General features: G+C 37.1%; 24 protein-coding genes, 3 tRNA genes and 1 pseudogene. 9 read left to right on the top strand and 19 right to left on the bottom strand.

The features are described from left to right. Positions 1 to 147: 147 nt before the first annotated feature. From NAG76_15165 to NAG76_15155, 3 genes are all read right to left on the bottom strand, one after another. Complete coding sequence (locus NAG76_15165) at positions 148 to 537, bottom strand: DUF3397 domain-containing protein (protein ID URN93170.1); 390 nt, start codon at positions 535 to 537, stop codon at positions 148 to 150. Between the two features lie 21 nt (positions 538 to 558). Next, on the bottom strand, positions 559 to 1,512 hold the full coding sequence (locus NAG76_15160) for a 2-dehydropantoate 2-reductase (GenBank protein URN93169.1): 954 nt from the start codon (positions 1,510 to 1,512) through the stop codon (positions 559 to 561). 369 nt (positions 1,513 to 1,881) lie between these two features. Further along, a complete protein-coding gene (locus NAG76_15155) occupies positions 1,882 to 2,529 on the bottom strand; it encodes an RsfA family transcriptional regulator (protein URN93168.1) in 648 nt (215 codons plus the stop codon). 268 nt (positions 2,530 to 2,797) lie between these two features. On the opposite strand from NAG76_15155, the gene NAG76_15150 reads away from it, so the two are divergent. Continuing rightward, a complete protein-coding gene (locus tag NAG76_15150; GenBank protein URN93167.1) occupies positions 2,798 to 3,034 on the top strand; it encodes a DUF2626 domain-containing protein in 237 nt (78 codons plus the stop codon). Positions 3,035 to 3,446: 412 nt separating this feature from the next. Next, positions 3,447 to 4,562 (top strand): hypothetical protein, encoded by a 1,116-nt coding sequence (locus NAG76_15145; GenBank protein URN93166.1) that lies wholly within the window; start codon positions 3,447 to 3,449, stop codon positions 4,560 to 4,562. Between the two features lie 66 nt (positions 4,563 to 4,628). Here NAG76_15145 and NAG76_15140 read toward each other — a convergent pair whose 3' ends face one another. Both NAG76_15140 and NAG76_15135 read right to left on the bottom strand, forming a co-directional pair. Continuing rightward, entirely contained in the window at positions 4,629 to 5,948 is a 1,320-nt protein-coding gene (locus tag NAG76_15140) for an extracellular solute-binding protein (protein ID URN93165.1), read from the bottom strand. A 189-nt stretch (positions 5,949 to 6,137) separates the two neighbouring features. Next, positions 6,138 to 7,475, bottom strand: coding sequence for a PhoH family protein (locus tag NAG76_15135; protein ID URN93164.1), 1,338 nt, complete (start codon positions 7,473 to 7,475; stop codon positions 6,138 to 6,140). 98 nt (positions 7,476 to 7,573) lie between these two features. Between NAG76_15135 and NAG76_15130 the strand changes: the two genes are divergently transcribed. After that, the gene (locus tag NAG76_15130; GenBank protein URN93163.1) at positions 7,574 to 8,164 is read left to right on the top strand and encodes a YhcN/YlaJ family sporulation lipoprotein; all 591 of its coding nucleotides are present in this window, start codon (positions 7,574 to 7,576) and stop codon (positions 8,162 to 8,164) included. Positions 8,165 to 8,329: 165 nt separating this feature from the next. Here the strand turns inward: NAG76_15130 and NAG76_15125 are convergent, their stop codons facing one another. The 5 genes from NAG76_15125 to NAG76_15105 form a co-directional block, all read right to left on the bottom strand. Further along, positions 8,330 to 9,415, bottom strand: a complete 1,086-nt coding sequence (locus NAG76_15125) for an LCP family protein (protein URN93162.1) — start codon at positions 9,413 to 9,415, stop codon at positions 8,330 to 8,332. 104 nt (positions 9,416 to 9,519) lie between these two features. Further along, entirely contained in the window at positions 9,520 to 9,828 is a 309-nt protein-coding gene (locus NAG76_15120) for a YlaH-like family protein (protein ID URN93161.1), read from the bottom strand. Between the two features lie 35 nt (positions 9,829 to 9,863). Further along, the gene (gene typA, locus NAG76_15115) at positions 9,864 to 11,705 is read right to left on the bottom strand and encodes a translational GTPase TypA (GenBank protein URN93160.1); all 1,842 of its coding nucleotides are present in this window, start codon (positions 11,703 to 11,705) and stop codon (positions 9,864 to 9,866) included. 41 nt (positions 11,706 to 11,746) lie between these two features. Then, on the bottom strand, positions 11,747 to 12,226 hold the full coding sequence (locus tag NAG76_15110) for a hypothetical protein (GenBank protein URN93159.1): 480 nt from the start codon (positions 12,224 to 12,226) through the stop codon (positions 11,747 to 11,749). 157 nt (positions 12,227 to 12,383) lie between these two features. Further along, positions 12,384 to 13,049 carry a TerC family protein gene (locus tag NAG76_15105; GenBank protein ID URN93158.1) on the bottom strand — a complete coding sequence of 222 codons (666 nt, stop codon included), beginning with the start codon at positions 13,047 to 13,049 and terminating at the stop codon, positions 12,384 to 12,386. A 133-nt stretch (positions 13,050 to 13,182) separates the two neighbouring features. On the opposite strand from NAG76_15105, the gene NAG76_15100 reads away from it, so the two are divergent. Then, the gene (locus tag NAG76_15100; GenBank protein ID URN93157.1) at positions 13,183 to 13,869 is read left to right on the top strand and encodes a TerC family protein; all 687 of its coding nucleotides are present in this window, start codon (positions 13,183 to 13,185) and stop codon (positions 13,867 to 13,869) included. A 137-nt stretch (positions 13,870 to 14,006) separates the two neighbouring features. Here NAG76_15100 and thiI read toward each other — a convergent pair whose 3' ends face one another. The 3 genes and pseudogenes from thiI to NAG76_15085 all read right to left on the bottom strand — a co-directional run bounded on the left by thiI (position 14,007) and on the right by NAG76_15085 (position 16,903). After that, entirely contained in the window at positions 14,007 to 15,236 is a 1,230-nt protein-coding gene (gene thiI, locus NAG76_15095; GenBank protein ID URN93156.1) for a tRNA 4-thiouridine(8) synthase ThiI, read from the bottom strand. Further along, positions 15,233 to 16,327: a cysteine desulfurase gene (locus NAG76_15090; GenBank protein URN93155.1), complete on the bottom strand. Its 1,095-nt coding sequence runs from the start codon at positions 16,325 to 16,327 to the stop codon at positions 15,233 to 15,235. The genes thiI and NAG76_15090 overlap by 4 nt, the downstream gene beginning before the upstream one ends. Before the next feature lie 201 nt (positions 16,328 to 16,528). Beyond that, a pseudogene (locus tag NAG76_15085) lies at positions 16,529 to 16,903 on the bottom strand (lytic transglycosylase domain-containing protein). Between the two features lie 734 nt (positions 16,904 to 17,637). Here NAG76_15085 and NAG76_15080 point away from each other — a divergent pair. The 5 genes from NAG76_15080 (at position 17,638) to NAG76_15060 (ending at position 20,052) form a co-directional block, all read left to right on the top strand. Further along, positions 17,638 to 18,957, top strand: coding sequence for a hemolysin family protein (locus tag NAG76_15080; GenBank protein ID URN93154.1), 1,320 nt, complete (start codon positions 17,638 to 17,640; stop codon positions 18,955 to 18,957). A 153-nt stretch (positions 18,958 to 19,110) separates the two neighbouring features. Next, positions 19,111 to 19,186: transfer RNA gene (locus tag NAG76_15075), tRNA-Thr, on the top strand. 31 nt (positions 19,187 to 19,217) lie between these two features. Beyond that, a tRNA-Thr gene (locus NAG76_15070) sits at positions 19,218 to 19,293 on the top strand. 30 nt (positions 19,294 to 19,323) lie between these two features. After that, a tRNA-Thr gene (locus NAG76_15065) sits at positions 19,324 to 19,399 on the top strand. A gap of 443 nt (positions 19,400 to 19,842) precedes the next feature. Continuing rightward, positions 19,843 to 20,052: a YrzA family protein gene (locus NAG76_15060; protein URN93153.1), complete on the top strand. Its 210-nt coding sequence runs from the start codon at positions 19,843 to 19,845 to the stop codon at positions 20,050 to 20,052. A gap of 149 nt (positions 20,053 to 20,201) precedes the next feature. Here the strand turns inward: NAG76_15060 and NAG76_15055 are convergent, their stop codons facing one another. The 6 genes from NAG76_15055 to NAG76_15030 form a co-directional block, all read right to left on the bottom strand. Then, the gene (locus NAG76_15055) at positions 20,202 to 21,449 is read right to left on the bottom strand and encodes an MFS transporter (protein ID URN93152.1); all 1,248 of its coding nucleotides are present in this window, start codon (positions 21,447 to 21,449) and stop codon (positions 20,202 to 20,204) included. A gap of 869 nt (positions 21,450 to 22,318) precedes the next feature. Next, positions 22,319 to 22,573, bottom strand: coding sequence for a YuzB family protein (locus tag NAG76_15050; protein URN93151.1), 255 nt, complete (start codon positions 22,571 to 22,573; stop codon positions 22,319 to 22,321). A gap of 50 nt (positions 22,574 to 22,623) precedes the next feature. Then, complete coding sequence (locus NAG76_15045; protein URN93150.1) at positions 22,624 to 23,040, bottom strand: riboflavin kinase; 417 nt, start codon at positions 23,038 to 23,040, stop codon at positions 22,624 to 22,626. 208 nt (positions 23,041 to 23,248) lie between these two features. Beyond that, positions 23,249 to 23,650, bottom strand: coding sequence for an RDD family protein (locus NAG76_15040; GenBank protein URN93149.1), 402 nt, complete (start codon positions 23,648 to 23,650; stop codon positions 23,249 to 23,251). A 119-nt stretch (positions 23,651 to 23,769) separates the two neighbouring features. Continuing rightward, positions 23,770 to 24,189: a GNAT family N-acetyltransferase gene (locus NAG76_15035; GenBank protein URN93148.1), complete on the bottom strand. Its 420-nt coding sequence runs from the start codon at positions 24,187 to 24,189 to the stop codon at positions 23,770 to 23,772. Between the two features lie 36 nt (positions 24,190 to 24,225). Then, on the bottom strand, positions 24,226 to 25,119 hold the full coding sequence (locus NAG76_15030; protein URN93147.1) for a TIGR01777 family oxidoreductase: 894 nt from the start codon (positions 25,117 to 25,119) through the stop codon (positions 24,226 to 24,228). Positions 25,120 to 25,520 lie beyond the last annotated feature (401 nt).

Below are 25,520 nucleotides of genomic sequence, written 5' to 3'. Positions count from 1 at the left end.
CACTACCTCCTTAAACTTCACAATATGTTTTATTTCTCTATTGCTATATAACGATAACTCATTACCTTGTCATTGTACACAATAGCTAACTTTCAAGTCAAAAGAAAAACGCCCCTACCAAAGTAGAGACGTTTGATGTTACCTTTATTAAGAAACAGTAAATGCCAATTGTAACAACATAACAATAATAAGAATGATATATAAAAATGCAGTAGCGAAAAACGTAATACGCCATACGACTCTAAGGATCTTCTTCCATGGAATGATGCCATCTTTTCGATAGTGCAAATTTCCCAGTAGGCCGCCACCTATAATCATGACTAATAATATTCCATATATACTAGATTCACTATTAAATAATTTATTAAACAAGGCAGCAACGCAAGGTATTAAAAATAAGGTAGATACGTCCATTGCTAAACGAATCGCTTTTTTGCGATCTTTTACAAATGCACCATAGCCTAGATAAGTAATAATAAAAGGAAAAATTGGTATAATTGCAATACCCGAAAAGATACTTCTAATGATATCCCACATAAGCTACTATTGTTCACTCCCCTATTTTTCAGGATGTAGTGCTAATATTAATTGTAATATAGCTTGATTAAGAACTGCTTCATATCCAAAATGTGAGGCCATTTTTACAATAGCGCCATTAATGGATTGTATCTCTGTCTCGCGATTAGCCATAACATCACTTAGCATGGATGAAGTATTACTCGAAGTCGCTTCACAAATTTGAATGACATTGTCAAAAGTAATATTTGCAATCTCCAATTCATCTAACACTAAAATAGCTCTAGTCTCTTCAAACAATTGTTTCATTAACAGTAATCTGGTAGAGTCGGATGATAATTGTCCATTCTTCACACCAAAAAGAGCCGTTAATGGATTAATGACTGCATTTGCAATTAATTTACGATAGATCGCTTCTCTGATGTTTTTCGACACTAATGCCTTAAATCCTGCCTCAAATAAAACTTCTTCCAATATTTTCTGATGTATCTTATCAGAATCACGACCTAATTGATCACCAAAGGTCGTTAGTCCAGTTCCTGTATGTTTTACTGCATTAGATAATGTTCTAAGGGCAGCCTCACTAGTCACTGCGGTTATGATCGGCTTATTCGAAAGTTCGGATAACCTCTCAATATGACCTATACCATTTTGAAAAGCTACTAATGTGCAGTTCTTATATTGCTCTAGAAGTAGCTTTATTTGTGCCAACAAATCAGTAGTTAATTGAGTTTGTTTAACGGTAAGAAATATGTATACTTCATCTGTTAACTTGTCATCTGATGAATCCAAAGCAAACTCTCTAAGTTGCCCATAAGTCCCTTCAGTTTCTGTGCTACTATTGCCTGATCTATCAACTAATGTAATACCTTCTTTTCGCAGAAATTCAGCCTGTTCGATAGATCTTGTCCAAAAATGCACAGCATACCCAGCTTGTAAAAGCTTTGCTCCATATAACATACCTATTGCGCCATTACCAATGATCTCGAACCTCATGGATATCCACATACCTTTCTACAAGTTTTATATCAGTTGTAAGCTATCATGCTGCTTCATATTCGATGTCGAATATACGACAATGCTAAGCTTCGCTATCAAAACCCCCTTTTTGAACTACTTCTTTATATGAAAGTTCAAAAAGCGGGATTTCAGAACCGAGAAGATGAGACGTTACTTGAGGAAGGAGGAAGCGCAAGTGTACGTTATTGGTACACGTGAACCTCACTTTCCAAGTTCGTTTCATATTCGATGTAGAGTAGCCTACATAGCTTACTCATCGTTATCAAAACCCGCTTTTTGAACTACCTCTTTATAGCAATAAAAAAAGTGTTACTATATATAGTAACACTTCTCCCACCTCTTACTCTATTCAATTCTCTCAAGGTTGCCATTTGCATCCATCTTGAATCGAGGTTTCTTCTCTTCTTCAGTTGAAAGAACTGTTAATCTTCTTGCACGATCCATAATTTGAATTAATGTTTTGTAATCATCATTCACAGCATGGTAATCGGTTTGAACGATATTTACTTCTTTCGCCAATCTTTCATTTTCTTGACGAAGTCGATAAAGTTCATCTTCACGATCTTTCAATGACTTTTCATAACTACGAATTTGGCGAGCTAAATCTTGGTATGTCATTTTCCATTCGCGTAAAAACCGAATGACTGAATCAATAGACATACTCTCTTCTATTGAACCTTGTTCCATTCTAATAGGTCTTTCATCTGTTTCAAACATCGTTATAGATGATACTTGTGGAAGTGAAGCCACCTGTTTCTTCATATAATTACGTTTATGTCGTTGTTGTTTAGCGATTTGAATAGCTTCATCATACTGTTTTCTAACAAAACTATTCCAACGGAACCCACAAGCAGCTGATGTACGACCAATACGTTCACCAACTTCCTCAAAGGCTGAAAGCTGAGTACTACCTTCTCTAATATGGCGCAGTGTTACTTCTGCGAGCATTAAGTCATCATCTTGACTCCATGCATCTTGTCTTATAGCTGTCATGCTATTATAACCTCCTAACGTAAAGGCACTTACTTAGATTCTATGTGCTTAGTAGAGTTCATAGAATCTATTGGTTACTATTTTGTATAACCAATTTCAAAAAAACTCATACATTTTTTCTAATAATCGTGTACATACTATGAACAAGTTCACAAATATGATGAAATATTTTCGATATTTAGACATGGAGGATGTTTACAGTTGTAACTGCTAACGATATAATGAGATTTAGGAAATTAGGTCGTTCATCATGAAAGGGGGTTGCTGTATGGCACGTATGTATAGAGTACTAGGTTTCTGGTGCTTAGTAATCGGATTGATGGCTTTTGCTGGACATATGTATGAGTTTTCTCTATTATTCTTTGCGCAAGCGGTCGCATTCGTTTTCCTAGGATATTTGAATTTCTCAGAAAAAACTTACATAACGATGTTCTGGGGATATATGGTGATCTCATTTGTAGGATTCACCTATTGGTCGGTATTCCAGATGAGTATTCCTTTCTAAGACATCAAATTTTCAAACAGGTCGTACAGGTTAATTACTTGTACGACCTGTTTCCATTATTAGAGGTAGTTCAAAAAGTGGACTTTTATAGCGATGAATCGCTTTGGGGTTTATTCGACATCGAATATGAAACCAACTTGGGAAGTCCGGTACGCGTGTACGAAACATGTACACTTGCGTTTCCTCCTTCCTCAAGTAGCGTTCCATCTTCTTGGTTCTTAAAGCCCACTATTTGAACTTTCATTTTATTAGGTAGTTCAAAAAGCGGACTTTCATTTTATTAGGTAATTCAAAAAGCAATATTGCAAGAAATAATAGTCCATGCTATTGCATACAATTATGGATAAGCAAAAACTTTCTTACTAAGAAGCATTACAATAAGCTACGAAAAGTTTTAGGAGGTAAGGTAGCGTTGAATCTAATCGTGATGAAACCACGTGTCATCATATGTTTGCTAGCGGTACTCATGTTTTATACAATAACGACACCTTCCGCGATTGCTGAGCCCACTATGGAAACGATATCACCTACTAATGAAGATGAGGATCTACAACAAATATTACAATCAAGTTTATCTGTTGTTGAACTAGATAAAGAAATTAGCAGAATCGGGCAAAAGCTTGAAGTTTTACAGCAAACGTTAACGTTAACGGAGGATCAGATTGCTCAACAAGAATTACAAATTGCTGATAAACGTGATCAGGCGGGTAAAGTACTTCTTGCTTACTATATGGGAGAGAGAGATGGTATCTTTCTTAATTTTCTCAAAAGTGATACATTGGAAGGAATACTCCTTGCTATCGAATTTGTAGAAATAATTATATCAAATGATAGAGAAATACTAACCTCTTACGTAGATGATTATCGGGTATTACAAACAAGTTACGATGCGTATAAGGTTGAACAGGATAAACTTACAACACTCCAAGAAGAACTACAATTACAACGAAATCGTGTCATCGCTCTAGAGCAACAGATTGACGAGCAATTGGCAGGAAGAACTGATGCAGATCGCGTCCAATTACTTATTGAACAGTTGACTACTTTCTGGGAAGAAAAAGGGCTGACTGAAGTAAAAACCTACTTCCAAGAGTTAGCAGAGTCTATGAATGCGTTACCTACTTGGTTACAGGAAAACCAGCAATATATCTCAATGAAGGGCTTCAAATACACGATCGAATTACCTGATGAAGCACTTAATAGCTTCTTAAGAAGTCAGAATGATATGTTTAATGATTTCGAGTTTATATTCAAAGAAAATGCTATCATTGCAAAAGGGAAACGGGATAATATCGAAATTGAAATTCAGGGACATTATTCACTTATCGAAGATCCTACTAACTATATCCAGTTTACTGTTGATGAGCTCTATTTCAATGGATTCTTACTACCTGATGCGACGAAAAAAGATCTTGAGTCACAATTCGATTTGAACTTTTATCCTTCCTATATTATTTCACTGCTTCGTGCAAAATCAGTTACAACGAGCGATGGAACATTAACAATTGAACTTCAATTATCCATCTAAGCTTAATATTACAAGGAAAAAGGCAAGTACTAGCACTTATAAAGTGCTGGTACTTGCCTTTCAATATTACTGGAATAAGTTGAGCTTGTCCGAGAATGATGAAGCCGCATCCCACCGTTGTTTCATCATAGCATACTCCATTGGCCAATCTGGTGTAACGTTCATCATTTGTGATTCCATTAACTTCTGATTTAACGTAATACCCATATTAGTTACAAAAGAGTTACTACCTGAATTGAAATCCATATTTCTTGTAGGAGCTCCTTGGGATTGAGATCCATTGGCACTAGCTAATTGTGTAACCTGCTCAATCCACTCTATCGCAGCACTTGCTTGTTTACTATTCGCTTGTATAACAAAACTGTATCCGTTAAGCCATGGCACTGGAATAAGCACTTCAGTATCACCATATTGTTCGTATAGTTCTTCTTTGCTGGTAGTCAATTCGTCCCACGAAGTCATGTAGTATAGAGGCCAGTTAGGTTTTTCTTCATTAGGTTCTTTTACTGCATTATCTAGTTGAATTCGGTCCTCGTGCTGAGCTAACCACTCTACAATCGTTTGCTGCTCCTCACTTAACTCATTATTTGATATTCCACTTTTTGTAGCGATATCACCATAAATTAACCAGACTAACAAAGCATTATAGCTATTATCTGCAAAATTAAGCAAATTAATTTCAGCATTATTCGCCTCTACTTTTGCAAGCATTTCCAACATATGATCCCAATTGCTATTTATTGCTACTTCAACTTCTGTTGAAACCTCCGATATATTATTATTGATAATTCCATCTGTCGGTTCTGTATTTACATCAACGTCAGCAACTTCTTCTTCAAACTCTTTCAATAATTTATGAGGTAAAATAATGTACGGATTGCTAGAATACGGAACTCCCCATAGATAGCCATTCCACCTTAGTGCATCAGTATATCCTGGCAAATGACTTGCTAATGAATCACTATTCATTAACCGATCTACGGGCTGTAACAGCCCTTTTGTAGCTAATGGCAATATCCATTCATTGGGAACAAGTTGTACATCTCCAAGTTCATCAAGTTTAGACTTCAGTTCCCACTCTTCATAATTATATTGCTCTGAATATTGATTCGTAAGAGAAATTTCGATATGAGGATTCAAATCCTCAATCGACATGCGTAACTGTTCTAACCTTTCGAACTGTTCTTCATTTAGTGAAACAAATATGTGTAATTGAGCTGTTTCAATAACTTGTTTTTCATTGATAATAATAGCTGCTGGCTCATCTTTATCTTTATATAGATCGCTTACATAATTCCAGTTTAATTCGCGCGTCAAAAAGATAAAAGCTACTATAATGAACACCATAGAACCTAGCATCAACAATATGTAACGTTTATTGAACACAATTTATCTCCTTTAGCTCACGGTATACTTCAAGCATATCAATTTCCTAATTGTAATTATATCGCTTTCATTCTTCTATAATCAATGGTAAATGGTATTTTAGTATATTTTTACCTTTATTTATGTGTGAAATCAGATAAAAAATACCAGTTAGACGATTCAACTAATGAATGTCTAACTGGTATTTACTTATAACAAATCCGCTGCTAATTGTGCTAATTTTGATCGTTCGCCTTTTTCTAGCGTAATATGTCCACTTAGTTGTTCTTGTTTGAATTTCTCTACAATGTTAGTTAAGCCATTACTCATAGAATCTAAATAAGGATGATCAATTTGCTCAGGATCTCCAACCAAAACTATTTTACTACCTTCTCCTACCCTTGACACAATTGTTTTTATTTCATGACTCGTAAGATTTTGCGCTTCATCAATAATAATGAATTGTCCAGGTATTGATCGACCACGGATATACGTTAATGCCTCAACGTGTATGCTGCCGAGTCCCATTAATATTTTATCAATATCACCTGATTTTTTCGTATCAAACAAAAATTCAAGGTTATCATAGATCGGTTGCATCCAAGGGCGCAATTTTTCGTCTTTTTCCCCAGGCAAATAACCAATATCTTTTCCCATTGGAACAACTGGCCTTGCAATAAGCAACTTTTTATACTTCCGTTCATCTTCCACTTTCATAAGTCCTGCAGCAAGTGCTAGGAGAGTCTTCCCTGTCCCTGCTTTACCAGTCAATGTAACAAGTGGGACATCATCATTCAATAGCAATTCAAGTGCCATACGCTGTTGTGCATTGCGTGGGGTCATTCCCCATACCGGATCATTACTTAGAAATAAAGGCTCTAACTTCGTTGCTTGAGCGTTTACCTTTAACAAGGCTGATTTGGTAGTTCCCATCTCATCTTTCAAAATAATAAACTCATGTGGATTAAATCGTTGTCTTATTTGAAAATTATTTATTGTAAGAAATCGCTGATTATAAAATTCATCAATAATAGAAGGATGAACATGCATATTGAAAAAACCTACATAACGATCGTTTTCCTGAATATTGGGGTCACTAACATAATCTTTTGCTTCTAATCCGAGGACATCGGCTTTTATTCTCATTAATACATCTTTACTGACGAGCACTACACTCTGTTGTTCTTCTTCTGGAAGCAAAGTTTGCTCATTATGATAATTCAAAGCAACAGCAATAATTCGGTGATCATTCGTAATTTCTCCAAACATTTCCTGAATCTGCGCAAAATTACGATGATTCAATTCCACTCGAATAATACCACCTGAATCCAGCATAATTCCCGAGTGTAACTTACCCTCTTCTTTTATTTTATCTAACAATCGAGATACAGATCTTGCGTTTCGACCTAACTCATCGGCAAGTCTTTTCTTCGAATCGATTTCCTCCAGAACAATGGCTGGAATAACAACTTCATCGTCAGGAAATGCAAAAATGGCTTTAGGATCATGCAATAATACATTCGTATCAAGCACAATTATTTTCCCCATATTAGTTCCTCCCCATCATCATCGTTAGCGTACATAGCTAACAGCCATTACGGACACACTATGAAAGTACAATCAAGATATATACAGAGGTGAAACAAATGAAAAAGGAACTAGTCATGATAACAGCTCTGTTACTGTTGCTATCAGGCTGCGGTAGTATGAACAGTAGTAATAAATCACCCTCCACCAATCAAAATGAGAACATTAATACGCAATCAGTTAAGCAACAAGATCTCTCTAACAATCACAAAGATACAATTGCGCATCTTGAAGAGCTAGCTAAAAGTGTTGAAGGAGTTAACAATGCTCATGTTGTCATTATGGGAAATAATGCGATCGTCGGTATCGATGTTAATGCAGATCTCGAAAGGTCACGTGTTGGTGTCATTAAGTATTCCGTCGCTGAAGCGTTTCGCAATGACACTTATGGGGTCAATGCAATCGTAACAGCAGACATGGATCTTGGTGAACGCATTAAAGAGATTGGGGCAGATATTTCCGCAGGACATCCTGTAATGGGTATCGCTGAGGAGTTGTCAGATATTGTAGGGCGTATTATTCCACAAGTTCCTGCAGATCTAATGCCCTCACAAAAAGATCTTCAATACAAAGCTACAAACAATGACAAAACATACAACACACCCGACGAATTGGTTAAAGATTATGAGCATAGCTTAAAAGGGAAATAAATACACAAAAAGCCTAGTGTAGCCACTAGGCTTCTTTCGTTTCATATTGAAATAAAGCTATGTTCTGTAGCTCCCATAATACGACCATAGCTTTTCCCCCTTCATTTCACTTTTAAGTGATAATCGAAGCTTAACTATTGATAGTATATGATATGTTCATGCTACTCATTCTGCTAATATAGATTGTAATAATTCCTTGGCTTCTGCAAGCGATTCCTCACTTGCTATTACATAAGGATTATCCCATTTACCTTGTAAACTCATAAACGTAATATTATCTATATTAATATTATAATAAGTTGACAACATACGTTTTAATTCTGAAGTCGGCATATCGGTATAAACGTCATCACTTACTTCATCAATGACATCACCGATCTTCGTAATACCACCCAATGAAATCATTTTTTTCATAATAGCGGAGAGAACGATACTTTGTCTATTATTTCGTTCAAAATCACTTGAAGCATTAGGATTATCTTTAGATTGACGGAAGCGTACAAAATCTAACGTTTGCTTACCATTAAGTGTTTGAGGGCCGGGCTGCAAGTCGATATCCGTACCGTCATGAGAATCGGACCATTTCATTCGCATGTCCACATCGACATGAATGCCACCTAGTACATCAACAACATCTCTGAACCCTTGGAAATTAACAGACACAGCATACTGAATGGGAATGTCATAGAACTGTCCGAGTACATCCCTCACAGCCCCTTTACCTTTCAGCATAGCTCCATTTTTATCTTCACCATCTTTTTGAGCTTTTACATAATAGTTCGCATAAAACGCATTCGCTTTACGAACTTCTACAGCGTCTTTATCTTTATTATAATAAGAAATTCGGGTATCGCGAGGCATAGCAATAACTGCCCCTTTTTTGGTAGTAGGATTAAGAGCAGCAACCAACATCACATCGGTGTTCAAGCCACCTCCACCCTTACGTTGATCAACACCTAATAATACCATCGTGACTGGCTTGTCCTTCACAGATTCACCTTGTGGGATCGGCGTAACGCTATTTGGCTTACCCTCCACATCCGTTACAAGACTCATAGCAGGTAATTTACTATTGCCCTTAATAAATATGTATGAGCCGAATACTACTACTGCCGCAATTATAAATATAAAAATAGATAAGATCGTTGTAATTATTATTTTCTTTTTACTCTTCTTCTTACGTGTTCCTCTTGATGTCACCCGACTTTCGGTCGGTTGTGGTTGAGCATTTTTTGAATTCTGCTTGCTCATATGTTCACCTACTCTATTGTCATTTGAATATAAAAAAAGCAGCACCCGTTGCCAAACGTAAAGACGGATGGTGTGAGTGCTGCTCCAAATCAAGAATTAAGTCATTACTTCGTTTCTGTATTGACTTTATTATCTGTTGAAGATTTTTGTTTCCAGCTATCGTATAGCTGACGCAAACGAAGTGTGAGCATCATAACAATTGCAATAGCCATGCATTGAATAATTGGTAGCTTATCTATTTGCATAATAAGAAGAATAGCTGATCCAAAAATCATTGTAGCATACAAAAGAATTTCACGAATTAATGGTAATCTAGCCTGTTGAGGGCGGAATACCTTCTGAAAGATGAAAAAAGTCATTCCAAGAATGAGTAGATATGAGATGAGCATATGCTCACTTAACCATGCTTGCATTCTTACAACCTCCTCACAGTCTGATCATACTATTATTATGAGTTTGCTAGTGCTGCTTTACGATTCTTCTCAGCACGTTCACGTTCGCTCTTATTAAGAATTTTTTTACGAAGACGAATCGTTTTAGGAGTGATTTCACAATATTCATCGTCATTCAAATATTCAAGTGCTTGCTCTAGTGAGAATAGCACTGGAGTTTTCAATTTAACAGTGTCGTCCTTACCTGAAGAACGAACGTTTGTTAATTGTTTTTCTTTACAGATATTCACAATGATATCATTATCGCGGTTATGTTCACCAACGATCATACCTTCGTACACATCAGCACCTGGCTCTAGGAATAGATGACCACGATCTTCAACACCCATCATACCATAGAAAGTTGTTGTGCCGTTTTCACTACTAACTAGAACGCCTGAGTGACGACCACCTACGTTAGAAGGTACATATTCGCCATAGCTATCGAACGCATGGTTCATAATACCATAACCACGAGTTAGTGTTAGGAATGAAGTACGGTAACCAATCAAACCACGAGCAGGAATTACGAATTCTAGACGAACTTGACCAGAACCATCATTAATCATGTTCATCATTTCAGCTTTACGAGTTCCTAGGCTTTCCATAACTGCACCCATGCTCTCTTCTGGCACATCAATTAGAAGACGCTCATAAGGTTCACTCTTCACGCCATCAACTTCTCTAACGATAACTTCTGGTTTAGAAACTTGTAGTTCATATCCTTCACGACGCATATTCTCGATAAGAATACTTAGGTGAAGTTCACCACGACCAGATACGATAAATGCGTCTGGGCTATCTGTTTCATCAACACGAAGTGCTACGTCTGTTTCAAGCTCTTTGAATAGACGCTCACGAAGTTTACGAGATGTTACCCATTTACCTTCACGACCTGCAAACGGAGAGTTGTTAACAACAAATGTCATTTGCAATGTTGGCTCATCTATTTTCAATACTGGCAATGCTTCTGGATTCGCTGGATCAGCGATTGTTTCACCAATATTAATTTCACGGATACCTGCAATTGCAACGATATCACCAGCACCCGCTTCTTCGATCTCTAGACGTTTCAATCCTTGGAAACCAAATAGTTTCTCAATTCTTGCTTGTTTAGTAACTCCATCACGGTTAATAACAGCAACGCTTTGACCTTGTTTAATAACACCACGGTTTACACGACCAACTGCGATACGACCAAGATATTCGTTGAAATCAAGCAAAGTAACTAAGAATTGAAGAGGATCAACCGTGCTCTCAGTTGGAGAAGGGATGTTCTCAATAATTGTTTCATACAGTGCTTGCATATTTTCGTCTTGCTTATCAACGTCCAAGCTTGAAGTTCCCATCAATGCTGAAGCATATACGACAGGGAATTCTAATTGTTGATCATTAGCGCCTAATTCAATGAATAGGTCTAATACTTCGTCAATTACTTGCGTTGGGCTAGCATTAGGACGGTCAATTTTGTTAACAACAACAATTGGAGTCAAGTTAGACTCAAGAGCTTTACGAAGAACGAACTTCGTTTGAGGCATACAGCCTTCAAATGCGTCAACTACAAGCAGTACACCATCAACCATTTTCATGATACGCTCAACTTCACCACCGAAGTCAGCATGTCCAGGTGTATCTACAATGTTAATCAAATAATCTTTGTAGTTAATTGCAGTATTTTTAGCCAAAATGGTAATACCACGCTCACGCTCAATATCATTGGAATCCATTGCACGTTCTTGTACAGCTTCGTGATCCTTGAAAGTACCTGATTGTTGTAGCAACTTATCAACCAAAGTTGTTTTACCATGGTCTACGTGCGCAATAATTGCTATGTTACGTAAATTTTCTCTTGCCTTCATTAACTGTTACCACTCCATTTTCTTAAGTTAAACTCATTTGTCTACCTACGCTTGCGTGAAACTAACATCAAGTAAAGACCTGCACCAACACATAATAACGCTATGACATAAATGCCCCAACCCCATAATGCAACAAGTAACAAACCAACAATTGAAGCAGCACCAAGCCCGATAGCAGCTGTCTTTATATAACGCTGTTTCGGTGATCCAAACAGGTAGTACTCATACATACCTAGCGCTACACCAAAAATAAACAGCGGCCAAAGATAACGTAAATTACTCCATCCAAGTGCATTACAGAAAATAAAAAGTATGGCATACACAACCATCATGCCGCCTGGAACTAATGTAATTGCTGGAAGTACTCTACCAAAGTAAAGGACATGAATAAGAATCCCCGGGATGAGAACTAATATCGGCCAGAATATCGAGCCGAGAAAACTAAATACTCCCCACTTACCTAGAAGAATGACTAACCCTGCAAGCAATAAAATTATCCCAGCGGAATATTTATTATTCATTACACGTTCCGCTCCTTAATTCTATAATTACCTGTTACTGTATCTATATCTATATTAGTTTAACGGAATTGAGACAAAAAAACTAGGGTTATGAGTAGGTTTGCACAAAAAAACATATTCCCATTCATAAAAAACGTGGGAATATGTCCAAATTAATTCATTTTTTTATCGGTTTTTGCCTTATTATTGCTGCAATAATGACCAAAGGAATGCATAATAACGGAACAATTGTAAGAGAGTTATTCATTTTATTAAAGAAGATATTATGTAGTCCTTGATCTCTGATTAACATCTCTCCAGCAGCAAATGCTAATAATGATGCACCAATATAAGCAAGGAACGGGAACTTCTTCATCAGATGATCGAGCAGTTTACTTCCCCAAATAATCATTGGAATGCTTAGCGCAATTCCGAGCATAATAAGAATAACATCTCCCTTGGCTACTGCGGCTATAGCTAGTACATTGTCCAAGCTCATAACGAAATCTGCCGTTATAATCGTCCAGATACCACTTATAAGCGTTATTTTTTTTACGTTCATTTCTTGGTGCCCTGCTTGTTGCATATCAATAAGTAATTTAATTGATATATATAACAAGAGTAATCCACCAACCGCCTGTAGAAAGGGGATTTGTAGTAATGGAAGTGCAAGTAATACAAGAAGACATCTTAACAAAACTGCAACTAGCGTTCCCCACCACATTGCTTTGTTTCTTTGATGTACGGGTAGTTGGTTGCTTACCATTGCGATAACGATGGCATTATCACCACTTAATAACAAGTTAATTAGTACGATTTCTATAAAAACAATTAAGCTGTCCACATGTTCCCCTCCTCTTTACTAGAGGTATGAATAAGCTTGTATCAATATGCCATGTACCTGAAAATTTTCACTTCACGTTTGGCTATATTTGGTGTAAGCTTCTATATGGACAATTGAAAAGGAGGAACCGACCATGAACGTTTTATCAGGAGAATTTTGGCTAGCCTTGCTCAACATTGTATTTATCGATCTTATTCTAGCAGGAGATAATGCCATTGTCATCGCCCTTGCTGCTCGTAATTTACCGAAAGATCAACAGAAGAAAGCAGTTATTTGGGGTACAGTCGGTGCCATTTCTATTCGGATTATCGCAACATTACTTGTTGTAAAACTACTTAATCTTCCGTGGTTGCACTTAGTAGGTGGGCTACTTCTAATATGGATTGCTTTCAAGCTACTCGTACAAGAAGAACAACACGACAATGTAAAAGCAGGAAATACATTATGGCAATCCGTTCAAACGATTATTATAGCAGATGCTGCAATGGGGTTAGACAACGTCATCGCGGTTGCAGGTGCTGCTCAAGGACATACTTTATTAGTTATTATTGGATTGCTTATAAGCGTACCTGTTATTGTATGGGGTAGTACTTTGTTCATTAAGCTAGTTGATCGCTTCAAATGGATCATCTATCTAGGGGCAGCTGTATTAGCTTACACTGCTTCTAAGATGTTTATTGATGAACACAAATTCGGAAATTTATTTGAAGCAAATGTGTGGCTACAATGGCTACTAAAGATTGTTCTAATTGTAGGTGTTTTGGGATTAGGATATATGGTCAATAAGCGTAATGCTAGGAAAGCAACAGCTACTGCTTAATTTACTTAACTTAAAAAGTCCGCCAGCACTCGCATCAGTTGAGGGCTGGCGGACTTTTAAAAAGAAAAAAAGTGTCTAGAGAGGAACTACCTCTCTAAACACTTTTTCTTTTTAAACATTTCGTTAACAGAATACGATTAGAACCAATCTTCTTCTGATTTATCCGCTTGTTCGTGCTCATGATTTCCTTCAGTCATATTAAGAAGTATACTTTCTGTCCCCTCAACCGCTTGTTTAATCAAGTCGTCAAGATCTGGTAGTTGACTCTCTACACGCTCAACAATACGCAAATTAGGATTTGTGCTTGGAGATTTCGGTAAGAACAACGTACAACAATCTTCAAATGGTAAAATTGATGTTTCAAACGTACCAATTTTACGAGCAATAGTTATAATCTCTTGCTTGTCCATCATAATAGCTGGCTTGATCATCGGCAATACAGTCGCACGACCGATTACGTTCATACTAGACAATGTTTGACTTGCAACTTGCCCGAGACTTTCCCCCGTAACGATACCGCCTGCTTTATATTTTACTGCTAGTTGTTCTGTAATGCGAAGCATAGCACGACGCATCAATGTAATCGTTAAGTTCTCTTGATTACTATGAGTGATGCGAGTTTGAATTTCTGTAAATGGAACAAGATGTAGACGAATTGGGACACCACTATAATATGACAATCTACGAGCTAGCGTGATTACTTTATCGGTGGCTTGTTGACTCGTGAAAGGATAGCTATGGAAATGTACCGCTTCAATTTCAAGTCCTTTACGAAGCGCCATCCAGCCAGCTACAGGACTGTCGATACCACCTGAAAGCAGTAACATCGCTTTGCCATTTGATCCATAAGGAAAACCACCTGCTGCTGCAATGTTTTCCCAATACAAATAAGTTGCTTCTTCTTGGATATCAATCTTCAGTTCAAGTTCAGGGTTGTGAACATCTACTTTCATATCAGGATATTGCGGTAATATATGAGAACCAATCAAATGATTCATTTCATGAGAACCATGTGCAAACTTTTTCCAAGCACGACGAGCATTAATTTTGAAAGTAGCAGGAACTGTCGCTAGAGAATTCATAACCTGATCGGCAGCTGCTTTAATTGCTTCAACTTCTGAAGGTACAGAAAGAACCGGGCTAACAGACACAATCCCGAACAAATCTTTCAAACGATCAATAACAGGTTGATGTGGTGTTCCATTTAGAATGACATATAATCTTCCGAATGTTCTCCAGTAAGTTACCTCAGGAAACTCTTTCATTGCTCGCTTCACTGACTTAAGCATTTTATCTTCAAAAATTTTACGATTGCGACCTTTCATTGTTAAGTCGCCATATCGTAACACTATACGATCGTACATCAATGTGTATTGCCCCTCTCAAGATGTTTTAATGATAGTATTATTTCATGCAACGCATCCACTAATGTATCCATATCTGCTATTGTATGTTCTTGTCCAAAACTAATACGAATGCCTCCCGTAGCTTCTCCTCTTGTAGCCCCAATAGCCATAAGTACACGACTAGGTTTATCATCCTTGGAGGAACAAGCTGAACGAGTCGATGCTAAAATATTGCGTTGCTCCAACATATGAATAACGACCTCCGGCTTCATCCCTGGATATGAGAAGTGAACAATGTATGGAGATTGAGGCGCTCCGCCGTTAAGTTTTAACTCTGGGATTTTTTGAATCTGTTCACGTAAATATGTCGCTAGTATTGCAGCATCATTATAATGCTGATCTAATGATTGAATTGCTAATCGCAATGCTTTCGCACTAGCAACAACCGCTGCAACATTCTCTGTCCCCGCTCGCAAGTTATGTTCTTGCGACCCACCTACTTGTAACGGTACTATTTGTATCCCATTTCGCATATATAGAAAACCGACCCCTCGAGGACCACGCAATTTATGTGCTGACCCACTTAATAAATCGATTCCCCAATTATCAATATCAATGTTGAGCTTACCAAGACTTTGTACAGCATCAACATGGAAGATTACTTTTGGATATTGCTTTAGCAATTGTCCGATCTGAGCAATCGGTTGTTCTGATCCTAGTTCATTATTAACATGCATAATACTGACAAGAATAGTCTCATCCGTGATGTGCTGTTTCAATTGATCTAGTGAGACATGTCCAGTATTGTTAACTGGAAGTTCCGTAATCGAAAAACCTTCTTGCTCGAGTTGTTGCATAGCTTCATAAATGGAAGCATGTTCTACAGCTGAGGTGATAATATGTTTGCCGCGATTAGCATATTGACGGGCCACGCCTTTAATCGCTAAATTATTAGATTCTGTGCCACCTGAAGTAAACATCCATTTGCCTTGCTTCGTATGCATTAAGTTAGTCACTTGTTCACGTGCTTTTTCAATAAGTTTTGCTGCCGCTACGCCACCACTATGCAACGAGGATGGATTTGCATAATGTTTCGTCATAACTTCCATCATCGTACGCACAACATCCTCATGAGGAGGGGTAGATGCGCAATGGTCAAAATAAAGCATAAGATGTAAACCTTCTTCCACAATAATTAAATGTACAACCTACAATATACGATAAAAACGGGATATACGAAAGTGCCACTTTAACTTCCATTAAGTGGAACGCGTATTCCCGTTTCCTATTTATCAAATATGATCAACTAAATATTACGCTTGAGCTGCTAATACTTTACCAATATAACGTTGTGTTTCTTGGGGTAATGATGACATTTTTTGTTCTAAGTCAGCATCGGTTGCAATACCAAGGCGATCTACACGACCAGGGCCTGCATTATAAGCTGCAAGAGCGACCTGTTCATTGCCATTATACTTTTTAAGTAGCATAGCTAGGTAACGAGTACCGCCATCAATATTTTGCTGTGGATCAAATGAATTCATTACACCAAGTCCTCTTGCCGTCCCATCCATCAGTTGCATAAGCCCTTTTGCTCCGGCAGAAGACACTGCGCTAGCATTAAAGTTAGACTCTGTTTGAATAACTGCTTCAATTAAAGAAGCATCAACTCCGTACTTTTGGGATGCTGCACCAATTAGCGATGCATATTGAGAGCTACCATAGCTACTTCCACCATTTACTGCTTCTGACGTTGAGGTAACACCTGATGCCCGAACCGCACTTGGTTCTTGTTCTCCATAAAGTTGAACATGACTTACTCCTGCATTAGCTAAGTATCCCCATATAAGATCTTGATCTGCTTCCTCAGAAGCTTTCCCAAGCGCAGGATCCCAAATTTTCGCTTCTTGCAGCAATTCATCGAACTGAGTCTTATTATTGGAATCACTTTGAACTTTTTTACCTGTATAATAGTTAAGTTGAGAATTTATTTGTTGTTGCTTCATAGCTTTTGTAGTATTAATTTCCATAACTCTTTCTATCCCCCACTCCATGACTGATAATTAATATATCGGCAGATCATTACTTTCATTAAATAGTGAAAATATAATATCTCGTCAATTATATCATAAATCAATGTATAGCATTTCCATTTTATTCAAAATGAGAGTAAAGTGACGTTCGTCTACTAATAATATCCAAAAAAATATTCAATACCAAAGCAATATGGCGAAAAACGTACCTTTTCATACTTAAATTGTCTGATTTCTTGCTATTTATCCGACTTTTACGTTCCATACCCCCTAATAACTGCGTTATCGCCGCTTTTGTCATTTGCTATCTTAACCTCTTATTTTATATGATATAGTGTAAGACGTAGTTCAAAATAAAAATAATAGAAAAAGGATAGTGAGAATTAGAAATGGACATAGGTCTCAAATTATTCATGATTGCGTTACTGATTTTTTTAACTGCTTTCTTTGTAGCTGCAGAGTTTGCTATTGTACGCTTACGTTCAAGCCGCATTGATCAGTTAGTACTCGAAGGAAAGAAAGGTATTGCTTCAGTACAAAAAATTTCAAGCAATCTGGATGCATATTTATCTGCCTGTCAGCTAGGTATAACTTGTACCGCTTTAGGTCTAGGTTTTCTGGGTGAACCGACAGTAGCTGCTATCCTGTTACCGTTGTTCCATGATTTAGGTATTAGTGAATCCATTAGTCATCCCGTGTCAATTGCAATTGCATTTATCGTCATCACATTTTTCCATGTTGTCGTAGGTGAATTAGCACCTAAAACTTGGGCCATTCAAAAAGCTGAACAAATTTCATTATTAACAGCTAGGCCGCTTATTATTTTCTATAAAGTATTATATCCATTTATCTGGACTCTAAATGGTTCAGCTAACGCCCTTACTCGTCTATTCGGCTTAAAGTCTGCGAATGAACATGAAAATGCTCATAGTGAGGAAGAAATTCAAATTATTTTGAATGAGAGTTATCAAAGTGGAAAAATTAATAACACTGAATATGGTTATGTTAGTCGTATTTTCGCTTTCGATGAATTGTTAGCTAAAGAAATCATGGTTCCACGTACAGATATGGTGTGTTTGTATACAAATAACTCGCTTGAGCAAAACTTTGAAGTTATTGAGCGTGAACAATATACTCGCTTCCCTGTAGCAATGGAAAGTAAAGATAATATCGTAGGTATGATTAATACGAAGCAATTATTTCTTGAACATCATAAGACAAATCAATTTGATCTGAAATCATTAATTCATCCTGTACTAAGCGTGTCTGAAGTAACTCCTATTAAAACATTATTGAAACGCATGCAGTTAGAACGTGTTCATATTGCTATATTAGTGGATGAGTATGGTGGTACATCAGGTCTTATTACAATCGAAGATATTATTGAAGAAATCGTTGGTGAGATTCGTGATGAATTCGATGCTGACGAACGCAAAGAAATTGAGCAACTTGATGAGAACTGTTACCTGTTAGATGGTAAAGTTCTACTTGATGAAATTCATGAGCTTACAGGAGCTAATTTTGAAGATGAAGAAGTAGAAACCATTGGTGGTTGGGTATACAGTAAAATGCAAGATCCTAAGTTAGGCAAGTCGCTACAATACGAAAACTTGAAATTCATTGTCCGTGAAACAAGCAAAAATCGTATTCGTAAAATCGAAATGCAGATCGAGTTACCAGTCGATCTATCTGAAGAACATACCGCATAATATAAGGAGCTTATTGTTATACTTAGGTATAGACAATAAGCTCTTTTTTCGTAAAATTATCGATCTGATTTTTCGGAAAATTTAATCTTTTTCAAAAGGGTTGATTTATGTCATTAAATATGTAATAATACTTTTTGTCTTCGAAAATAATATGCCGTTGTAGCTCAACTGGTAGAGCAACTGACTTGTAATCAGTAGGTTGGGGGTTCAAGTCCTCTCGACGGCACCATTATTCATTCAATCTTATATGTTACATATTCGCCGTTGTAGCTCAACTGGTAGAGCAACTGACTTGTAATCAGTAGGTTGGGGGTTCAAGTCCTCTCGACGGCACCATCTTCATTCAAACTTATATGTTACATATTCGCCGTTGTAGCTCAACTGGTAGAGCAACTGACTTGTAATCAGTAGGTTGGGGGTTCAAGTCCTCTCGACGGCACCATTTCACAACATATACTTCTTCTACTCTCACGAGTGAAGAAGTTTTTTTATGCTTTATTAAGCGTGTTCCACAGTTGTGAGTTAATCTCAATTTGAAATAAAAAAACTGCCGCAAGATTAGCAGCAGTTCTTTGATCTTTATTTATCAGATTGATCCCATTTTTTCGAATATGCTTTTTTTGTTACCCATAACGTCACCCAAGTGATGATCACAATAATTATAATAGTGAAAAACCATACAGAGCCTGGTACACCGCTCAATATTACCCCTCCTTAAGTTTAATATATGTATATCTTAGTATTGCTCAATAATCCTTTAATCATTAACTTCAAAGATATATTATAACATACGCTAACTACATTATTACCATTATAGTGTACACTAATTATTCATTGGTATAAATGTTTAATATCGACAAATTTCTAACAAAAGGAGCAGACAACATGGATTTTCGCCTTGACCTACTAGATACTAAAATTGAATTTTTTGAATCTTTATCACTTAAAGAGCTTGAAAATGAAATTGCGCAACAAATTGATAATAATAAAGCACTTATGTTGGAGCCACATTCAATCTCCCATAACGTGACCTTTCACCCGATTCGCGAAAAAATGTTATACTCCGCAGTCGTTCATTTTAAGTTAAAACGCTAATGTGTTGCTTACACAATATATGTGTGCAAAGAAGCAACCAACAAGGAGAATGTTACTTTCGACTTGTTAGTTGCTTCTTCTTCGATGTCGACTATGCTTCGTTAGCATACTCATCGTTATCAAAGTCCGCTTGTTGGACTTCCTCTCATTTAGATGAGTTCATTGCGTTTCTTTAAGTACCTATACATAACAACCGCCAACAACGAGCATAACAGCGCACAAACCCCGATAAAGAGATAACCAGCCTGTAACCCTCTCGTTAACGCCAAGCTCGTATCAGCACCGTACGCGTTCTTTACACCTTTAATAATAATTCCAATGAGATAATTGCCAATGACTGAACCTAAACCCATAACTGTTGCAACAAAACCAATAACTACATCACTATCATTAGGGTAACGTTTTGAGATAAATGCCATTACGGTTGGATAGATTGGTGCAACGCCAAAACCTGCAATCGCAAAGAAAATGGCATAACTCTCCCCTCCTAACGTTGCAATAAACGTAGAAATAGCAGCGCTCATGGAAACTCCAATAATCGAGACGGTAAATCCAACTCGATCAATAATTGGACCAAGAAATAATCTAGCCAATGAGAATCCAATAAAGAAAGAAGAAAGCATGCTAGACGCTGCTAATGTCGTCCAGCCATAGCTTTTCTCTAAGAAATTTACTAGCCATCCTCCTACAGAAAGTTCGGACACAACACCAAATGTCAGTATCGCAATTAATAACCATAGCGATTTATCTCTCATTAGTGTTTTGAAAGATTTACGATCCTCTGCTTTAATATCATCACCTGGGAAACGACTTAGTAAAGCTGGTATAATCGGAATTAACGAGAGCGCAAGAACGATTAGATACATCGTTCTCCAATCTATTGCGTAACCGAATATATTTACACTCATTAAACCGGTTGCTAATAGCGGCGCTACGACAGAACTTATTCCATAGAAGAAATGTGAAAGATTCATCATCGTACCCGTATTTTTCGTGAAAATACGAGCACCGAGAATAGCTAATCCAATCTCTAGCATTCCGTTTCCGATGTAAAGCACAAAATTCGAACCTATTAGCCATGTGTAGGAATAAGAAAACCAAACAAGCACACCTGATAAGAACATAATAACGAATGTCCATATCGTAACTACTTTCATACCAAACTTCCGAACGAGTAACCCGGTAAATGAACAAGCTAATAAGTAGCCTAATGAATTTAATGATAATAAAGTGCCGAGTTGCCCTTCATCTAGATGGAATTGCAGTTGCATTCTTGGGATTGCGGGCCCTTTAATGTTTTCTGATAAACCAAAAATAATGAATCCAATAAATATTGTAAGCAACTGCCATGTATAATTACGTTTTTCTGCCTTTAACTCTTGCTGTAAAGATGTCATATTATAATATCTCCTATATGTATTTACTATGTTCACACAAGTAACGCCCAATCATTAACGTTATTACTCTAATGAATGGGCGTTAATTTATTACCTTCATTTCAAAATCAGCTTTTTAAACTACCTCTTCCAATAAAGGTTCAAAAAGCGGGCTTTCAGAACCAAGAAGATGGAGTGCTACTCGCGGAAGGAGGAAACGCAAGTGTACGTGTTTGGTACACGCGTACCGGACTTCCCAAGTTCACTTCATATTCGATGCGATTATGCTTCGAAGCTAATCATCGTTATCAAAGCCCGCTTTATGAACTACTTCTTCCAATATAGGTTCAAAAAGCGGGCTTTCAGAACCAAGAAGATGGAGTGCTACTTGCGGAAGGAGGAAACGCAAGTGTACGTGTTTGGTACACGCGTACCGGACTTCCCAAGTTCACTTCATATTCGATGCGATTATGCTTCGAAGCTAATCATCGTTATCAAAGCCCGCTTTATGAACTACTTCTTCCAATAAAGGTTCAAAAAGCGGGATTTTAGAACCAAGAAGATGGAGTGCTACTTGCGGAAGGAGGAAACGCAAGTGTACGTGTTTGGTACACGCGTACCGGACTTCCCAAGTTCACTTCATATTCGATGCGATTATGCTTTGAAGCTAATCATCGTTATCAAAGCCCGCTTTATGAACTACTTCTTCCAATAAAGGTTCAAAACATTCGCTTGTCAGCACCAAGAAGATGCACTCCAGCGAAAACGAGTAGCACAGCGTACGTATTGTGTACGAGAGCACACGCAGGCTTTCGATGGAGGGCATATTCGCCGTCGATTACGCTACGAAGCACCACATCGTGATCACGAGTGGATGTTTTGAACTACCTCTAGTATTGGTAGAAATCTTTTAGTTCAGATTGTACAACAACCACAACCTTCTCATAACATTCAGTTGTTGTTTTTTCATATACTTTATTACCGTTTACTAACGCATATGGTCTAGCCCTGCATAGATTACACATATTAAGACAATCTGTTCGTATGACAGCTACCTCTTCGTATTCTGTTTCCAATTGTTCCAAATCTAAATTCGATAGTTCATTTCTAGTACAGGTCTCAACAACAACGATCCCTAACCCCATACTAAGCTCACATCCTTCACATGCACAAATAAATTAGCTGTTCAATTGTTTTATGTCAAAGCTTCTATCTTACCTTGCGCAATCATTGCTCTGCCATTCAACTCATCAAGCTTCATCTGCTCAATAAGATCATCCAAATTGTCGTACTTAATCTCATCACGTAAATATGTTGAAAATGTTACCTTTACTTGTTCTCCGTATAAATCACCTGAAAAATCAAGTAAATATGCTTCTATTTTATAAGAATCACCATTCACAGTTGGGCGATATCCAGCACTAATAAGAGTATAAAACGACTGATTAGCGAATACTCCCGTGATGATCTCAGCTATTCCAAGATATATCCCAGCTTTAGGAGAATCATATTGATCAACATTTCCTCCTAGATTAATCGTTGGAAACATCAATTCACGCCCAAGTGCAGCACCATGTACCACTTCTCCAATAACATAAGATGATCCGCTCATTCGTTATTACACCTCTTTCAATTTCAATGTAGTTATTTGATAAACCCCAATTATTAAACTCAGTAAACTTAGTATACATTAATGTTTAAAAAGTGTGAAGAAAATTGCTCTCCTTCTTATTGGACACTACTACTAATCCACCCTATAGCTTATTATTAATACAAAAAACACTGCCTATGTAATCATGCTAGGCAGTGTTTCATCTGAATTAATCATGAATGACTTCAGTCCCTGCAATTAAATCATGCAAAGACCGTTTATCTTCTCGCAGACAAACCATACAAATGCTTATGATGAGGGCTATTCCAAAAGTAAGACCATAAACTAGCCCACCCACAACATCACGTAATAACATATTCAAAAAAGTTGGAGGCATATGATCATTCACTTTTCTAATTCTGATGCTACATATACGCTTTCCTACCGTATAACCATTCCAAAATATTGGTAGTAACATTGAATAGAGCAAGTTCAAAGCATTTTTCAAATAATCTTCAGCATGCTCCCCTGTAAGTATGGAAGCTAAAATTGCTATTGGGATACCGATAATAATTCCATCTAAAAATTTAGCACCAAGACGTATCCAAAACCCTGCTTCTCTTTCCATCATCCACACATCCTATACTAGATTAACTTGAGATAATTTGATTAATATTAAAAATATCCAACTAGTATATTACTACTGATCCAGCCTCATTATTCCTTATTTTAATGATGGAAAAAGAACAACTAAATATCTTTCTTCAAGTAATAGTGTGTATGACTACCTGCATTTTCGATCGTTCCAAAAACTTGAAAGCCTTCCTTCTTGTAAAAATCTAATGCTTGAAAACTTAATGTATCTAATTTAATGAATTCACAATGCTTTTCTTTTGCTATTCTCTCTGCTTCCATCATAAGCTTTCTTCCATACCCAAGTTTTCTATATTGCTGATCAACAACCAGGTATTGTATTTCTAGCCAATTCCAACAAATCTCTCCGATTAGGCCACCGTAGATTTGCCCACCTTCATCTATAAGCGATAACGTTAATTCTTGATATCTCCCTTTTAAATGATCTGGGAAGTGCATCCAGTTATATTCGACTAATTTGCTTCTTATATACTCTTTACGTTCAACATTTGATTCAGAAGTTATTGATAATGACATACCGATCAACCCTCACCTTGTTATTCATTATTGTTATTACACGCCTCGTAATATTTGTTGAAGTGCTTTATCTATCGTCCGATATTTAAATGTATACCCTGCTTTCTCTATCCGGTCTGGAATGACCCATCTGCTCTTCAAAATTAACTCCGTCTCTGTTTTAATAACTACTGCACCTAGCTCAAGCATCCACTTTGGAGAAGGCAATCCGAATTTGACATTCATCGTTTTCCGTAAGGTCTCCATCAATTCACGATTTGAGATGGGATGAGGTGCAGAACTGTTAACTACCCCAATAATGTCCTCATTATCTCTAATGAAGAGTGTCATGTCGAATAAATCTTCAATATGAATCCAACTAAATTTCTGATAACCGGATCCTTGTGCACCACCAAGACCAAATCTAACTAAGTTTTTGAAAGCTGTCATTACACCACCATGCTCACCTAGTACGATAGCAAGCCTCAAAGCAACCTGTCTAGTGGTAGGTAAGTCGAAAGAGAAGAATGCCTTCTCCCACTCTGTTGCCACGTCTACTGAGAAACCAGAACCAATATCTCCCGTTTCCTCCGTCATAGGTCTATCTTCCGCATGTCGATAAATCGTAGCAGTACTTGAATTAATCCACAATGAAGGCGGATTATAACATTCTAGTACTGCTTGACCAAGTATACGAGTTGTGTCTACTCTCGACATTAGAATCTCTCGTTTGTTCTTTTCATTGTAACGACAATCTACTGACTTCCCTGCTAAATTAATGAGCATCTCTGAATCGTTTATCGCTGCGATTATTTCTTCCTCATTTTCCCAAGATATATGACCTACTTGCCTTGAAATAATTTTCACCTCATAGCCCATATCACTAAACTTCTCATTGAAGTATTTTCCGACAAAACCAGTCCCACCCGCTAAAACGACTTTCTTCTTCATAGAATCAGCTCATTTCTGATTGAGATTAGATTGTTTTTATATATCCTAGCACATAAAACCCAAAAATTACCTGTAAATTTCAACAATACAAAGAACAAACACATCACTAACTCCGTACTTGTTCTCTCTCTGCTATTAGGTAATCTAAAGAACTATAACATTCGTTTCGCATTACTGGTAAAATAAGTTAAGATCATTGTATCCGTTTATGTAGCGCTATTTGAAGGTGTAAGGGGAGATAGAAGAGTAATGGTGAAATTAAAATGGGTTTTCATATTTCTCATATCAGTAGGTCTGCTTGTGTTTTCTTTCTTACTTATACAAACCTATGAAAAAGAAATTTTTGGTTCAAATCAAATATCTTCTACAGATTATGATAATGACAACATAGAAATCCGAAG

Source organism: Candidatus Pristimantibacillus lignocellulolyticus (assembly GCA_023639215.1).
Lineage (GTDB): Bacteria > Bacillota > Bacilli > Paenibacillales > Paenibacillaceae > Pristimantibacillus > Pristimantibacillus lignocellulolyticus.
This window is presented reverse-complemented; position numbering and strand designations above follow the sequence as displayed.